Genomic DNA, 14,231 nt, shown 5'->3' with positions numbered 1-14,231 from the left:
GCGTATGAGAGTCCAGATCTGGAACTGGGTCTAGTGGAACTAGGTTCAGTTCCGGGTAGAGTACTGCCCAGTAGCGAACGACGTCACCAGGGCGTGTCGAAATTTTTATAACGCGTTCTAGTGCTACACGTTCTGCCCTTTCCCCGTCCTGGAAGGCCCATGGCGCCCACCTCCTCCTCCGCGCCCGGGGACTCCGCCGCCGGTGCCCACTCCGCCGACGCGCGCACCCCCGACCCCTCGCTGCTGCTGCCGCAGGTCGACGGCCGCCACGAGGCCCTCGACGGCGTCCGCGCCCTGGCCGCCCTGATGGTCCTGGTGTTCCACGTGGCCACCGAGACCGGCGACTCCCTGGCGCCGGGGGTGCTGGGCGGCCTGCTGTCCGCCTTCGACGTGGCCGTGCCGCTGTTCTTCGCGCTCTCGGGCGTGCTGCTGTACCGGCCCTGGGCCCGCGCGGCCCTGGACGGGACGCGCGGGCCGCGCGCCCGCCCCTACCTGTGGCGCCGCGCCGTGCGGGTCCTGCCCGCCTACTGGCTGGTGGCCGTGGCGGCGCTGCTCGTCTACTCCCGGGACGAACTCGGCTCGCTCCGGTACTGGTGGGAGGTCCTGACCCTCACCTTCCCCTTCAACACCGACCCGCCGTGGGTGGGCACCGGCCCCTACGGCCTCGGCCAGATGTGGAGCCTTTCGGTGGAGGTCAGCTTCTACCTGCTGCTCCCGCTGTTCGGTCTGGTCCTGGCCCTGTGGGCGCGCGGCGGCCGGAGCGTGGACGCGCGAGGCCGGCGGCTGCTCGCGGGGCTGGGGGTCATGGCGCTGCTGGGTCTGGCCGCGCTGGTCCCGCAGTTCTATCCCGAGCCCCGCGAGTACATGCACGCCTGGCTGCCCCGGGCCGCGGGCCTGTTCGCCGCCGGTATGGCATTGGCCGTGCTCTCGGAGTGGGCCTGGCGCGAACCCGGCGCCGACGGCCCGGTGCGCCGCCTGTGCCGGACCCTGGGCTCCTCCCCCGGAGTGTGCTGGCTGGTCGCGGGCGGTTTCTTCGCCCTGAAGGCCACCGAGGCCTCCGGCGGGCGCTTCATCGGCTCCGGCGACATCTGGACCTCGGCCGTGGACTCGCTGGCCGGGATCGGGTTCGCGTTCTTCCTGATCGCCCCGTGCGCGCTGGCGCCGCGCCCGGCGGGGCCTCCCCTGCCGCTGCGGGAGGCGCGGGCCTGGCGCGGGGGCCGGTGGCTGGACTCGCTGCTGCGGCACCGGGTGTGCCAGTTCCTGGGGCGGATCTCCTACGGCGTGTTCCTGTGGCAGTTCATGGTGCTCTACCTCTGGCGCGACTTCACCGGCCAGGAGATCTTCACCGGGTCGTTCTGGCTGGACGCGGTGCCGGTGACGATCGGGACCGTGCTGCTGGCCGCCGCGAGTCACCGGTGGGTGGAGGAGCCCAGCCGCCGCTGGTCCCACCGCCTCTCCCGCGGGCGGTCCTCCGCCTAGCTCCCAGCCCGGTCGTCCTCCTCGGGCGCCCACGGGTTGCCCTCCACCGTCGGCGCCATGCCGCCCACCGACACCCAGTTCAGGCACAGCCCGCCCCGGTCCTCGGGGTCCTCGGGCACGAACACCGACAGTTGCTCGCCGGGTGCGCCCGCGGGCACGTACCAGGTGCCGTTCTCCTCCGCGGCGGGCAGCTCGACCTCGATCCAGTCGTCGCCCAGCGCCACCACCACGCCGACGTCCTCCTCTGCCGTGTAGCCGAGCGTGACGACCTGGGCGACGCCGCCGTGCGCCTCCACCGGCCAGGACACCAGCCCCTCCCAGGGCTCCAGGCACTCGTCCGCGGGCCCGGGGGCGAACATGTCGCTGTCGTCGGAGGGCCGCGCCGGGACCAGGAACCCGGCGTCGTTGAACACGTACGCGGTGGCGGCCTCCTCGGGCACGGCCATCCGCTCGGCCACGCCGTCCGACGCCAGCGGCGGCAGCACCCAGGAGCTCAGGCGGCGCTGGCCGTTCCACTCCAGGACCACGTCCTCGGGAACCGGGCGCGCGTACAGGCCGCCCTCCTCCGGGACGTCCGCCAGCGCCGTGCGCACCGTGTCCAGGTACCACTGGAGGCGGTCGCCGCTCAGGGTCTGGGCGTAGGCGTGGGTGGAGTACCCGGCGGCCACCGCGTACACCGCCGTCGCCAGCGCGGCCGCGACCCGGGCGGCGCGCCGGGGTCGCACGCGGTAGGGCTCCCCGTCGGCCGGGGCCGCCGAGGCCCCGCCGACCAGGGCGCGCGCCCGCTCCTCCCTGGTGGGCAGGTAGGCCAGGGCCAGGCACAGGGCGAACACCAGAGCCGCGTCCGCCACGTACCGGGGGTCGGCGGCGGCCACGTCCTGGAACCGGCCGCGCGCGATGATCGTCGGGATGACGTCCACGACCACCAGGTAGGCCAGCAGCAGCGCCCAGGCCCGCCACGCCCCGCGCCGCATCCGCAGGCTGACCAGCACGATCACGGCGAAGACCGCCCAGGCGGCCAGCACGGTCACGCCCGGCACGTCGACCAGGCCGCCGGTCGGGGTGACCGGGCCCCACTCCAGGGGTCCGCCCAGGGCGCCGACCGGGAACACCTCGGTGAGCAGCCCGCGCAGCATCGTCAGGGCGGGCTCGCTCTGGGGCACGCCCGCGCCCTCCCCGCCACCGGCCGCGCGCATCCGCACCAGGTAGAACGCCGCGTAGGCGGCGAACAGCGCACCCATCGCCGTCCAGAACGGCCGGTGCAGGGCCCACGCCCGCCGGGCCCCGGCGACGAGTCCGCCGGGGTAGAGGTGGGCGACGGCCACGGCGAACAGCACCGGCGGCAGGAACATCGCCTTGACCGTGAACAGCATGCCGAACACGACGGCGCCGCCCGCCCGCCAGGCCAGCCGGTGGTCGTCCGTGCGCAGGTAGCGCACGGTCCACAGCACGGCGAGCACCAGGGCCAGCTGGAGGGGGACCGCGTTGAGCGCCGCCGACCACCAGCCCAGCACGGGCACGGTCAGCGGGGCCAGCGCGTACACGGTCAGCGGGACCAGCAGCGCCCAGCGGCGGCCGAACAGCTCCCACACCAGGCGCAGGAACCCCACCAGCGCGGCGGCCTGGAGGGCGAGCATGGTGCCCGCGCTGACCCACCACTCGTAGGGCCACAGGGCGGTCTGGAGGTAGACCAGGAACAGCGCCCCGGGCATCAGGTGGCCCTTGTGCAGGGTGAGCAGGTAGTCCGGCCCCAGATCGCTGGCGTGGGCGTTGGCGAAGAAGAGGTAGTCGTCCTCCACGAAGTAGGACTCGCCCAGCACATAGACCCGCAGTCCCACTGCCCCCAGCACCACCAGCAGTCCCACCAGGACCAGCCGGTCGCGGGCCAGGCGGCGGGCGGCGGCCCACGCGGCGCGGAGCGTCCCGTCCGGGCCGGGGCCCTTCCCGCGGGGTTCCCGGACGGGGCGGCGTACCCTGGGTGCCCCGACCGGGCCGGGCCGCGCTGCTTCGGCGCCCGGACCGTCGTGCCCGCGCGCGGTGGGGGGAACAGGCGGCATCGGCATCTCTCCCGCCGTAGTTGGCCGATCCGGAGAAGGGGTGCCAGAATACAACACGTTCCACTTTTTCCCTCGACCCTTGTCGCAGGCCATCCCGGCCTGGATGCCCGGAACAGGAACACGATTCAGGTGCCGTGTTCCGGCGGGGTCGCGAGCACCGTGGAGGTGATGCGGGTGGGGCTCGAACAGGTCCGCCGCGACTGGACTCGGCTGGGTTCGGCCGAACCCCTGTGGGCGGTGTGCGTGGACCCCGGCAAGAGGGGCGGCGGCTGGGACGACGACGAGTTCCTCGCCTCCGGGCGGGCCGACGTCGACCCGTCCGTCGCCCGCCTGGAGGAGCTGGGCGTCCGCCCCGAGGGGGGCCGGGTGCTGGACTTCGGGTGCGGCGCGGGACGGCTGTCCAACGCCCTGGCCGCGCACTTCCCCGAGGTCGTGGGGGTGGACATCTCCGCGCCGATGCTGGAGGAGGCCCGCCGCCTGGACCGCTCCGGGGGGCGGATCGAGTTCGTGCTGAACGAGCGTCCGGACCTGTCGGTGTTCGGGGACGACTCCTTCGACCTGGTCTACACCGATCTGGTCCTCCAGCACCTGCCGCCCGCCCTGGCCGAGGGCTACGTGCGCGAGTTCGCGCGGGTGCTGCGCCCCGGCGGCGCCATGGTGCTGGGCGTGCCCGAGTCCGAACGGCGCACCTTCAAGGGACTGGTGTTCCGGTACGCGCCGTGGCCGCTGGTGGCGCTCGCCCAGCGGGTGCTGCTGCGCTACCCGGCGCCGATGCGGATGCACACCCTGCGCACCGAGCGGATCGCCGAGCTGGTCCCGAACGGCCGGATCGCCGCCTCCGACGAGTACTGGGGCGGCGACCACTGGCGCCACCTGCGCCACTTCGTGGTGCTGGAGGCGGGCACGTGACCGCGAACGCCGCGGGCGGGGGCACCGTCCCCTTCCGCGCCACCCTGGGCCGGTCGGTGCGGCTGTTCGCCGCCTTCCGCAGGGAGCAGACCGACCCGGCGTTCTTCTACGGCACACTCGCCCGCGACACCGTCGCGCAGCTGCGCTCCTACACGCCCCTGGAGGGCAGGCTCGTGGTGGACGTGGGCGGCGGCCCGGGCTACTTCGCCGACGAGCTGAGGTCGGCGGGGGCCCGCTGCCTGTGCGTGGACGCCGACGCCCACGAGATGACGCTGCACGGGCGCGACGCCGACGCGTACGGCGTCCAGGGCAGCGCCCTGGACCTGCCGCTGCGCAGCGGTTCGGTGGACGTGTGCTTCTCCTCCAACGTGCTGGAGCACGTACCGGACCGGACCCGGATGGCCGACGAGATGGTGCGGGTGACCCGGCCGGGAGGGCTGGTGTACCTGTCGTACACGCTGTGGCTGTCCCCGTGGGGCGGGCACGAGACCTCGCCGTGGCACTACCTCGGCGGCGCGTACGCGGCGGAGCGGTTCGCGCGGCGCCACGGCCGGCGGCCCAAGAACGACTTCGGCCGCACCATGTACGCCGCGCACGCCGGGGAGATGCTGCGCTGGACGCGCGGGCGCACCGACGTGGACGTGGTGGACGTGCGCCCCCGCTACCTGCCCGGATGGGCCGGGCCGGTCGTGCGGGTGCCGCTGCTGCGCGAGGTCGTCACCTGGAATTTGCTGCTGGTCCTGCGCAGGCGCTAGAGACAGGCCGCAAACGTTGCCGGTGTGACGCGAGGGGCCCGACCCTCGGTGATCTCGCCCCTGGCGGCACCGCGGTCCGTCGACATCGCCGCTCAGAGCGAGATCATCCCCGGCGGGCGCACCACGGCGGACCTCTTCCTGCACAGGACCGGCCGCCGCGCTGGTCACTCCGGGCCGAACGGCATCCTGCGGCGCGTGTGCTGGAGGCTGACCCAGTGGTCGGCGGTGAACTCCTCCATCGCCCACTCTCCGCCGAACCGGCCGAGCCCGGAGTGGTTCTCGCCGCCGAAGGCGGTGTTGGCCTCGTCGTTGAGCGTGGAGTCGTTGACGTGCGTCATGCCCGCCGTCAGGCGGCGGGCGAAGCGCACCCCCCGCTCGGCGTCGCGGGTGTGCACCGCGCTGGACAGCCCGTACTCGGTGTCGTTGGCGATGCGCAGCGCGTCCTCCTCCCCCTCCGCGCGGATGACCGTGGCCACCGGGCCGAACACCTCCTCGGCCGCGCTCGGCATGCCGTTGTCGGCCAGCAGCAGGTGGGGCGGCAGGACCCTGCCCGCCGGGCCGGTCGGTTCGCCGGACAGAAGGAGCCGTGCGCCCTGCTCGACGGAGCGCTCCACCACGTCCCGCACGCCCGCGCACTGCTCGTCGTCGATGATGGGGCCGATCTGGGTGGCGGGGTCGGCGGGGTCGCCCACCCGCAGCACCCGGGCGCGCACGAGCATCCGCTCGACCAGCTCGTCGTGGACGGCGGCGTCGGCCACGACCCGGTTCGTGGCCATGCAGATCTGGCCCTGGTGGTAGTAGGAGCCGAACACGGCGGCGTCCGCGGCCAGGTCGAGGTCGGCGTCCTCCAGCACCACCAGCGGCCCGTTGCCGCCGAGTTCGAGCGCGCGCCTCTTGAGCGGGGTCTGCCGGGCGATGTGGCGGCCGACCTCGGTGGAGCCGGTGAACGAGATCATCCGGGAGAGCTCGTGGGTGGCCAGGGCGTCGCCGATCTCGCCGCCCCTGCCGACGACCACGTTGAGCACCCCGGGCGGCAGCCCGGCCTCCTCGTAGATCCGGGCGAGCAGCAGTCCGCCCGTGACCGGGGTGTTCTCGGCGGGTTTGAGGACCACGGTGTTGCCGAGGGCGACGGCGGGCGCGACGGAGCGGTGGGAGAGCTGGAACGGGAAGTTCCACGGGCTGATCACCGTGACCACGCCGAGGGGTTCGCGGTAGACGCGGTTCTCCTTGCCCGGGGTGACGCCGGGCAGGATCCGGCCCTGGACCCGCGTGGGGTATGAGGTCACCTCGACCACGCCGCTGCGCACCAGCCCCCACTCGAACTCGGCGCGCTCGCGGATCGCCCCGGCCTCGTGGACCAGCCAGTCGACGATCTCCTCGCGGCGCGCGTCCAGGACGCGCAGTGCCCGTACGAAGACCTCGGCGCGCTCGGCGGCGGGGGTCGCTGCCCAGCCCGGCCACGCCCGCTGGGCCTCGCGGTAGGCCAGGTCCACGTCGCCCTCGTCGGCCAGCCGGATCTCGGTCAGGACCGTGTCGTCGTAGGGGTCCACGTCCTGGACGACGCTCCCGGACGACCCGTGCCGCCACTGGTCCCCGATGGGCATCCGGTCCAACCCCGTGTAGGCGTCCGGCCTGCGGTCCGCGTGCATCGGCCCTCCCCTGCTTCGGCGTCACTGGTGCCACGGTCACCCCTGTCCGGGGCCCGGGCAACGGGACTTGCCGCCTCTTGGCAAACTGTTCAGCGACTCCGCGACCGCCCTTGTCGCCCGGCGCCCTCAGCGGGCGGGGGTGAGCAGGAGTTCGCTGACGACGCGGCCGTCGGCCTCGGTGACCGTGGCCGTCCAGCCGCCCAGGTCCACGCTCTCCCCGGGCTCCTCGGGGATGTGGCCGAGCAGGACCAGGACCATCCCGGCGACGGTCACGTAACTGCCCCGGGGCCGGTCGGTGAGGACGACGCCGAGGTCCTCCAGCTCGTGGACGGGGTAGGCGCCGGGCAGGCGCAGGGCGCCGCCGTCCAGCCGGGCGGGGGCGCGCTCGTCGGTGTCGGTCTCGTCGTAGATCTCGCCGACGACCTCCTCCAACAGGTCCTCCAGGCTGACGATGCCGCTGACCTCGCCGCTCTCACCGATCACGACGGCCAGTTGCTGGCGTTCGACGGTGAGCCGGTGCAGCGCGGCGGAGACCGTCAGCGAGTCGGGCAGCAGCAGCGGTTCGCGGGCCAGCTCCCGGGCCGTGCCCTCGCCCCGCAGGAGGTCGGACCAGTGCACCACGCCGACGATGTCGTCCACGTCGTCCCGGCCGACCACCGGGGCGCGCGAGTGGCCGTGCTCGGCCAGGAGCAGGGCCGCCTCGCGCGCGGGCAGGTCGGCCGGGACGGTGTCCACGTCGGGGCGCGGCACCAGGACCTGGCGCAGCGTCCGCCCGGTGATGTCGAAGGCCCCGGAGAGGATGGTGCGCTGTTCGGGGGTCATATGGCCCTGGGCCTCGATCATGTCGCGCAGCTCCTCCTCGGTGGCCTCCTCCCTGGCGCCTCGCGGGTCGACCCCGCCGAGCCGGACGACCAGGTCGGTTGAGGCGCTGAGCAGCCAGATCGCGGGGCGCGAGAGCAGGGCCAGCGCGTTGAGCGGGCGGGCCACGAGCAGTGCCCAGGGCTCGGCGCGCTGCATGGCGATGCGCTTGGGGGCGAGTTCGCCCAGGACCAGGGTGACGAAGGTGAGCACGACGGTGACCAGCACGACCGACACCGGGGCCGCGTAGGAGCCGAGGAAGCCCAGCGGCTCGACCAGCGGGCGGGCGAGGGAGACGGCGGCGGTGGCGGAGGCGAGGAAGCCCGCGAGGGTGATGCCGATCTGGATGGTGGCCAGGAACCGGTTGGGGTCGCGGGCCAGCCGGGCCACCGCGCGCCCGCCCGGGCCGCGCTCCTCCAGCCGCCTGATCTGCCCCTCCCGCAGCGTGATCAGGGCGATCTCGCTGCCCGCGAACACGGCGTTCACCACGACCAGGACCAGTACGAGGCCGATCTGGGCCCCGATGCCCTCCATGGGACTCCCCCGCGGTCGACTGTCGGTGTCCGGAGCTGGGATTCCTTCCCCCGAAACCCGCGGGCCACACCATCCGGGGCCGTCGTCCGCGCACCGCGCGGTCCCCGCCCGCGGCACGGCCTGACCACATGCGGACAAAAACGAGTCCGAATGGCCTCTCGTTCACTTCAGCGCTGTTACCGCAGGTGGGAACGCACAGGGGCCACCGCGGAGGGCGACCGCCCCCTCCGGGAGGCTCTTACGCACCTGTTGTAACCTTCCTCTCCGATACCCCTCTTTCACCCTCTGGAGTTCCCGTGTCCGGTTCGACCGGCGTCAACCCCGTCGACGCCATGTCCGAGGCCCAGGAGGCCGAAGCCCTGGCCGAGGCGATGGTCTTCCTCGGCACCGACTTCGAGGCCGCCGTCGAAGGCCTGACGGGAGCCGTGTCCGAGCACGTGGCGGGCGGTCTGGACGACTACGACCTCGACACCATGGAGCACATCCGGAGGGTCGCCCAGAACGGCATCAACCTCGCGCAGAACGTGCAGGGCGCTGACCTGGCCATCACCGACACCGACCACGAGAACGCCGAGGAGTACCAGGAGGGCCTGGAGTCCCTCGACATCCAGATCAACTTCTGATCCCTGTCCCCCGCCCCCACCAACCGCGGAGACCCCTGCCGTGAGCGACCTCTCCTCCATGTCCCTCGGCCTGCCCGAGGACATCGACGCCGACGTCGGCGCCATCGAGTCGGGCGCCGACCAGCTCGACACCGTTCGCCAGAACATGCTCGGCCAGTCCGAGGGCACCCACAGCCAGTTCCGGTCCTCCGCCGGAGAGTTCACCGACCTCGTCGCCTGGAACATCGTCTCCAGCTCCTCCCGGGAACTGTCCTCCTGGCAGGAGGCCGCCGCCTCACTGACCTACGGAGCGGCGGTCCTGCGCCAGTGGGGGCTCGACATCGAGGCCTACCGTGCCGAGCGCGCCAAGTTGGAGACCCGCTGGGAGGAGGGCAAGGTCCGCATCGACGAGGAGGCCAATGGTTCCATTCTCGGCAGCCTGGGCCGGGAGGGAGCGGGGATCACCGAAGGCCAGTTGGAGACGTTGCGCGAGGAACTGCTCTCCGAGCACTCCGGACACTGGGAAACCCTGATGGAGCAGGCCGAGCAGACCGAGAAGGACCTGCGCAACGGCCCGAGCCAGGAGTCCCTGGAACGCCTCATCGAGTCGTCTCTGCTGACCGGCAGCCAGTTGACCTACTTCGGTGACGCGGTCCCCAGCATGGTTCCGGACGAGCTGAGCGGTGACGAGCATCCGTCCGTCGTCAACCTGTGGTGGACCTCGATGACCGAGGAGGAGCAGGAACAGGCCGTGCGGGACCATCCCGAGCTGCTGCGCGAGCTCGACGGCATCCCGGCGGCCGTGCGCGACCAACTGAACCGCGACCATCTCGACGACGAGATCGAGCGGTTCGAGGAGGAGATCGCCGAACGGGACGAGGAGATCGGGGAGGCGGCCGCCCGGGGCAGCAACGGGTCCGACGCGATCGCGTTGGCCATGGCGAACGACGACACGCTCGACAACCAGCTCCAGGAGCTGAAGGAGCTGCGGGAGAGCCTGGAGGACGAAAGCGCTGACAGGTACCTGCTGGCTCTGGACACCGAGGGCGACGGACGGGCGATCGTGGCCAACGGCAACCCCGACACAGCCGACAACGTGGCGACCCTGGTGCCGGGCACCACGACGACCTGGGAGAGCATCAACGACCAGGTCGGCCGAGGAGACAACCTCCTGGAGTCCGCGTCGAACGCGGACCCGAACGGCAGCCACTCCGTGATCAGCTGGATCGGGTACGACGCCCCCAACGTTCCCGAAGCGGCCTTCGAAGGACGGGCGGAGGACGCGGTCAGCGAGCTGAGCAGTTTCCAGGACGGACTGCGCTCCACCCACCAGGGGCCACCGTCCCACAACACCGTCATAGGCCACAGTTACGGTTCCACGGTGGTCGGGCACACCGCGCAGAGCGACGCCGGACTCGACACGGACGAAGTGATACTCGTGGGCAGCCCCGGAACCAACGCCGACCACGTGACCGACCTGAATCTTCCCGCCGAGAACGTGCACGTCTCAACGGCGGAGAATGACGGCATCACCAACCTGACGGGCCTCACGCACGGCATGGACCCGACCGATCCGGAATTCGGAGCGAACGTGTTCGAGTCCAACCCCGGCAGTGTGGGAGGCTCCTGGCCGCTCGGCCCCGCTCACTCGGAGTACTTCGACCCCAGGACGAAATCCTTGCTCCACATGGGCAGGGTCATCGCGGGGCAGGCGGAATAAGGGATAGGAAGCGGCACGTGATCAGATTCAGACCGTGGGCGTGGGTCATCGCCCTCGCCCTGGTGGCGACCGGCTGTGGCCCCGGTGAGTCCGGGGAATCGGGAACGGAGGCGACTATGACCGAGGACGAGGCCGCGGAGAAGGTCCGGGAGCACATCGACAACACGATGACCGCGCTCCCGGAGGAGGCGGAACTGGAGGAACGGCGCGGAACCATCGTCGCCGCCTGCGACGACCCCACGGACGGCGGGTCCAGGGACCGGGTCACCGTCAGCGAGACGTTCTGGGTGCGGGGTCTGCCCGTCGAGGACAACGAAGCCACCTTCGAACTGCTCCACGAGCACTGGAGTGCCAACGGTTACCAGGTGTTCGAGGATCTGCGACCCGAGGACATGTTCCTGTCCGTCGAACACGCGGAGGACGCTTTCGGGATGACCGTGCAGGTGGCGGGAGACGGCAGCCTGGCACTCTCCGCCTCCTCGCCCTGTGTCCAGCCCGAAGGCGCCCCGGACTCCTGACGCCCCCGGCGAGCCTCAGCCCAGCCGCTCCAGGGCCCTGCGCGGGGAGCGGGCGTGCCTGCCCATCCCCGCGAACGGGCACTCCTCGCGCTCCAGGTCGATCGTGAGATCCCGGGCCGTCTCCACCTTCTCCAGGTCCTCCCAGGTCAGGGGCGCCGCGATCGGCGCGTCCGACCTGGCCCGCACCGAGTACGGCACCACCGCGAGCTGTTCGCGGCCGTTGCGCAGGTAGTCCACGAACAACCGGTCCCCGCGCGCGGCCTTGCGAACCTCGGTGGTCAGCTCGTCCGGCCGCCGGGCCGCCACCCGGTCCGCGACCGCCTCCGCCAGCACGCGGACCTCCTGGTCGTCGGCCTCGGGCCGCAGCGGCGAGCGCACGTGCAGCCCCCGGGAGCCGCTGGTCATCACGTAGGCGGCCAGGCCGAGGTCGTCGAGCACCTCCCGCACGTCCCGCGCCGCGGCGCGGCAGGCAGCGAAGGCCTCGGGGCCGTCCCCGGCGGGGTCGAGGTCGATCACCATCCGGTCGGGCAGGCCCAGGTTCGGCTGCCGGGACTGCCAGGCGTGCAGGGTGATCGCCGCCTGGTCGGCGCACCAGACCAGCGCGGCCGCGTCCTGGCACAGCATCATCCGGCCGCCGCTGGTCTCCACAGTGGCCACCCAGTCCGGGACCGACGGGTGCTTGACGAAGAACCCCTGCGCGTCGATCCCGTCGGGGAAGCGCGCCAGGGCCACCGGCCGGTCGCGCACGTGCGGCAGCATCAGGGGGGCGATCCGGGCGTGGTACCGCGCCAGGTCCTCCTTGGTGGCCCCGCCCTCGCCGAACAGCGGTTTGCCGGGCCTGCTCACCCGCACCACCCGCCGTCCCGCGCGCACCCCCGCGGTCTCCGCCGCCATGTCCTCCCCCGTTCGCCGCCGTGCGGCCCGCCTACCCGGGCGGTGGCCCCGGAAAACGGTGCCCGAACGCGCGAACGCCCGGCTGGGGAGGTCCCTGGCCGGGCGTTCGTGCGTCGAAGCGCGGTACTACTTGCGCTTGTTGATCTCCTCGGTCAGCTGCGGGGTGACCGCGTGCAGGTCGCCCACGACGCCGAAGTCGGCCAGCTCGAAGATCGGGGCCTCGGGGTCCTTGTTGATCGCCACGATGTTCTTGGCGGTCTGCATGCCCGCGCGGTGCTGGATCGCGCCGGAGATGCCCAGGGCCACGTACAGGTTCGGGCTGACCGTCTTACCGGTCTGGCCGACCTGGAACTGGTTCGGGTACCAGCCGGAGTCGACGGCGGCGCGGGAGGCGCCCACGGCCGCGCCCAGCGAGTCGGCGAGGTTCTCCACGACCGAGAAGTCCTCGGAGCCCACGCCGCGACCGCCGGAGACCACGATGGCGGCCTCGGTGAGCTCGGGGCGCTCGCCCTGCTCCTCGTGGACGCGCTCGACGACCTTGGCCTTCCTGGCCGCGTCGGAGACCTCCACCGACACCTGCTCCTCGGCGGCGGCGCCGGAGGCGGCCTCGGCCGGGACGGAGTTCGGGCGGACCGCGACGACCGGCACGCCGGTGCGCACGCGGGCGTGGGTGACGGTGGTGCCGCCGAAGATACTGTGCTCGGCGACGACCTCGGCGTTGACGTCCACGACGTCGGTGAGCACACCCGAGCCCAGCTTGACCGCGGCGCGGCCCGCGATCTCCTTGTTCTCGGCGGTGGCCGAGACCAGGATGGCGGCGGCGCCCTTGTCCTGGGCGAGCTTGGCGAGCAGCTCGGCCTTGGGGGCCACGACGTGGTCGTTCAGCTCGGCCGAAGCCACGTAGACCTTCTCGGCGCCGTACTCGGCCAGGACAGCCCTGCCCGACTCGGCGCCGTCACCGATCCACACGGCCGCGGGCTCGCCGATGCGGCGGGCGGCGGTCAGCAGCTCGGTGGTGACCTTCTTGACCTGTCCGTCGACGTGGTCGACGAGGACGAGGACCTCAGCCATATCCCTAACCTTCCCTGAGTCTCTCGTTCGACCTAGACGAACTTCTTCTCGACGAGGAACTCGGCGATCTTCGCGGCGCCGTCGCCCTCGTCCTTGACCACCGTGCCCGCGGCGCGCGGCGGCGCGGCGTCGAAGTCGACGGTCTCGGTGGTGGCGTTGGCCAGGCCCACCCTGGCCGTGTCGATGCCCGCGTCGGCGGCGGACTTCTTGTCCACCGGCTTCTTCTTCGCCTGCATGATGAGCTTGAAGGACGGGTAGCGCGGCTCGTTGATCTTCTCGACCACGGAGACGACCGCCGGGAGCTGGGCCTCGACGAGGTCGTAGCCGTAGTCGGTCTGGCGCTGGATCCTGATGGTGCTGCCGTCGATGTCGACCTTGCGGGCGAACGTGAGCTGCGGCAGGCCGAGGTACTCGGCGAGCGCGGCCCCGACCACGCCGGTGCGCGCGTCGGTGGACTCCGAGCCCAGGACGACCACGTCGAACTCCATGGTGCCCAGGGCCTGCGCGAGGGCGTAGGCGGTCTGGAGCGAGTCCGAGCCGTGGAGGGCGTCGTCGTTGACGAAGACGGCCTTGTCCGCGCCCATCGACAGGGCCTTGCGGATGGAGTCCGTGGCCTGGTCCGGTCCCATCGTCAGGACGGTGACCTCGCCGCCGTGCTTCTCCCTGAGCTGGAGCGCCTCCTCGATGGCGTACTCGCACAGCTCGTTGATGACACCGTCGGACGCAGCGCGATCGAGCGTGTTGTCCTCGGGGTTGAGCTTCCGCTCGGTCGCCGTGTCCGGGACCTGCTTGACCAAAACGACAATATTCATGGCCGGTGGCCGACCTCCCTGCACTCCATGATCCGCCGTGCGGCGGCCGGACGCTGGCGCGCCCCCTACTGCCAACAATGCCGAATGCCGTTCGGTCATCCGACGGCGGGGCCGCCTTCACGTTCAGACAGGTCCCGCGATGTGCTCATAGCCCAGATGTTACTGGCTAGTAGCTTGGAGGCCAACCCCTGGCCCCCGGTGTGACTGAGGCAACCCTAACCACCGCTGTGCCGCAGGTGCTCCGACCCCGGTCGGACCGCCTGCGCCGGACACCGGTCGCGGGTGCCCGCCTCCCGCTCCCCACCCTAGTCGCCGCCGATCCCGCCGGAACCGGTCACACCACCGGTAACAGGTCGGAGTCCTCCCGCCCGGC

General features: G+C 72.2%; 12 protein-coding genes. 6 read left to right on the top strand and 6 right to left on the bottom strand.

Annotated features, from left to right (window positions below):
* Nucleotides 1-159: 159 nt before the first annotated feature.
* Nucleotides 160-1,479 carry an acyltransferase family protein gene (locus ACSTA4_RS05195; protein ID WP_444962602.1) on the top strand — a complete coding sequence of 440 codons (1,320 nt, stop codon included), beginning with the start codon at nucleotides 160-162 and terminating at the stop codon, nucleotides 1,477-1,479.
* On the opposite strand, the gene ACSTA4_RS05190 is transcribed toward ACSTA4_RS05195, so the two are convergent.
* Nucleotides 1,476-3,536, bottom strand: coding sequence for a hypothetical protein (locus tag ACSTA4_RS05190; RefSeq protein ID WP_444962601.1), 2,061 nt, complete (start codon nucleotides 3,534-3,536; stop codon nucleotides 1,476-1,478). The two genes, ACSTA4_RS05195 and ACSTA4_RS05190, sit on opposite strands and share 4 nt — an antisense overlap.
* A 129-nt stretch (nucleotides 3,537-3,665) precedes the next feature.
* Between ACSTA4_RS05190 and ACSTA4_RS05185 the strand changes: the two genes are divergently transcribed.
* Nucleotides 3,666-4,445 carry a class I SAM-dependent methyltransferase gene (locus ACSTA4_RS05185; RefSeq protein ID WP_444962600.1) on the top strand — a complete coding sequence of 260 codons (780 nt, stop codon included), beginning with the start codon at nucleotides 3,666-3,668 and terminating at the stop codon, nucleotides 4,443-4,445.
* Nucleotides 4,442-5,200: a methyltransferase domain-containing protein gene (locus ACSTA4_RS05180; protein ID WP_444962599.1), complete on the top strand. Its 759-nt coding sequence runs from the start codon at nucleotides 4,442-4,444 to the stop codon at nucleotides 5,198-5,200. The genes ACSTA4_RS05185 and ACSTA4_RS05180 overlap by 4 nt, the downstream gene beginning before the upstream one ends.
* Nucleotides 5,201-5,364: 164 nt before the next feature.
* Here ACSTA4_RS05180 and ACSTA4_RS05175 read toward each other — a convergent pair whose 3' ends face one another.
* Both ACSTA4_RS05175 and ACSTA4_RS05170 read right to left on the bottom strand, forming a co-directional pair.
* Nucleotides 5,365-6,849, bottom strand: coding sequence for an aldehyde dehydrogenase family protein (locus ACSTA4_RS05175; RefSeq protein WP_444962598.1), 1,485 nt, complete (start codon nucleotides 6,847-6,849; stop codon nucleotides 5,365-5,367).
* Nucleotides 6,850-6,975: 126 nt separating this feature from the next.
* A complete protein-coding gene (locus ACSTA4_RS05170) occupies nucleotides 6,976-8,241 on the bottom strand; it encodes a hemolysin family protein (protein WP_444962597.1) in 1,266 nt (421 codons plus the stop codon).
* A 296-nt stretch (nucleotides 8,242-8,537) separates the two neighbouring features.
* On the opposite strand from ACSTA4_RS05170, the gene ACSTA4_RS05165 reads away from it, so the two are divergent.
* From ACSTA4_RS05165 to ACSTA4_RS05155, 3 genes are read left to right on the top strand one after another with little or no spacing between them, the layout of a single operon-like run.
* The gene (locus ACSTA4_RS05165; protein WP_248773652.1) at nucleotides 8,538-8,864 is read left to right on the top strand and encodes a hypothetical protein; all 327 of its coding nucleotides are present in this window, start codon (nucleotides 8,538-8,540) and stop codon (nucleotides 8,862-8,864) included.
* 40 nt (nucleotides 8,865-8,904) lie between these two features.
* Nucleotides 8,905-10,563, top strand: a complete 1,659-nt coding sequence (locus tag ACSTA4_RS05160) for an alpha/beta hydrolase (protein WP_444962596.1) — start codon at nucleotides 8,905-8,907, stop codon at nucleotides 10,561-10,563.
* A 17-nt stretch (nucleotides 10,564-10,580) separates the two neighbouring features.
* On the top strand, nucleotides 10,581-11,081 hold the full coding sequence (locus ACSTA4_RS05155; protein ID WP_444962595.1) for a hypothetical protein: 501 nt from the start codon (nucleotides 10,581-10,583) through the stop codon (nucleotides 11,079-11,081).
* Between the two features lie 15 nt (nucleotides 11,082-11,096).
* On the opposite strand, the gene ligD is transcribed toward ACSTA4_RS05155, so the two are convergent.
* The 3 genes from ligD to ACSTA4_RS05140 form a co-directional block, all read right to left on the bottom strand.
* Complete coding sequence (gene ligD / locus ACSTA4_RS05150) at nucleotides 11,097-11,975, bottom strand: non-homologous end-joining DNA ligase (protein WP_444962594.1); 879 nt, start codon at nucleotides 11,973-11,975, stop codon at nucleotides 11,097-11,099.
* Between the two features lie 126 nt (nucleotides 11,976-12,101).
* Nucleotides 12,102-13,046 (bottom strand): electron transfer flavoprotein subunit alpha/FixB family protein, encoded by a 945-nt coding sequence (locus ACSTA4_RS05145; RefSeq protein ID WP_444962593.1) that lies wholly within the window; start codon nucleotides 13,044-13,046, stop codon nucleotides 12,102-12,104.
* 32 nt (nucleotides 13,047-13,078) lie between these two features.
* Nucleotides 13,079-13,858: an electron transfer flavoprotein subunit beta/FixA family protein gene (locus tag ACSTA4_RS05140; protein WP_444962592.1), complete on the bottom strand. Its 780-nt coding sequence runs from the start codon at nucleotides 13,856-13,858 to the stop codon at nucleotides 13,079-13,081.
* Nucleotides 13,859-14,231: the final 373 nt, after the last annotated feature.

It is taken from the genome of Nocardiopsis sp. M1B1 (assembly GCF_052466615.1).
The sequence above is the reverse complement of the archived record's forward strand: the minus strand, read 5'-3'. Positions and strand labels throughout refer to the sequence as shown.

Excerpts from the sequence above, each read along its gene's own strand:
- ACSTA4_RS05170 (WP_444962597.1), bottom strand. The coding sequence starts at position 8,241 with ATGGAGGGCATCGGGGCCCAGATCGGCCTCGTACTGGTCCTGGTCGTG.
- ACSTA4_RS05175 (WP_444962598.1), bottom strand. The coding sequence starts at position 6,849 with ATGCACGCGGACCGCAGGCCGGACGCCTACACGGGGTTGGACCGGATG.
- ACSTA4_RS05190 (WP_444962601.1), bottom strand. The coding sequence starts at position 3,536 with ATGCCGCCTGTTCCCCCCACCGCGCGCGGGCACGACGGTCCGGGCGCC.
- ACSTA4_RS05195 (WP_444962602.1), top strand. The coding sequence starts at position 160 with ATGGCGCCCACCTCCTCCTCCGCGCCCGGGGACTCCGCCGCCGGTGCC.
- ACSTA4_RS05145 (WP_444962593.1), bottom strand. The coding sequence starts at position 13,046 with ATGGCTGAGGTCCTCGTCCTCGTCGACCACGTCGACGGACAGGTCAAG.
- ligD (WP_444962594.1), bottom strand. The coding sequence starts at position 11,975 with ATGGCGGCGGAGACCGCGGGGGTGCGCGCGGGACGGCGGGTGGTGCGG.
- ACSTA4_RS05140 (WP_444962592.1), bottom strand. The coding sequence starts at position 13,858 with ATGAATATTGTCGTTTTGGTCAAGCAGGTCCCGGACACGGCGACCGAG.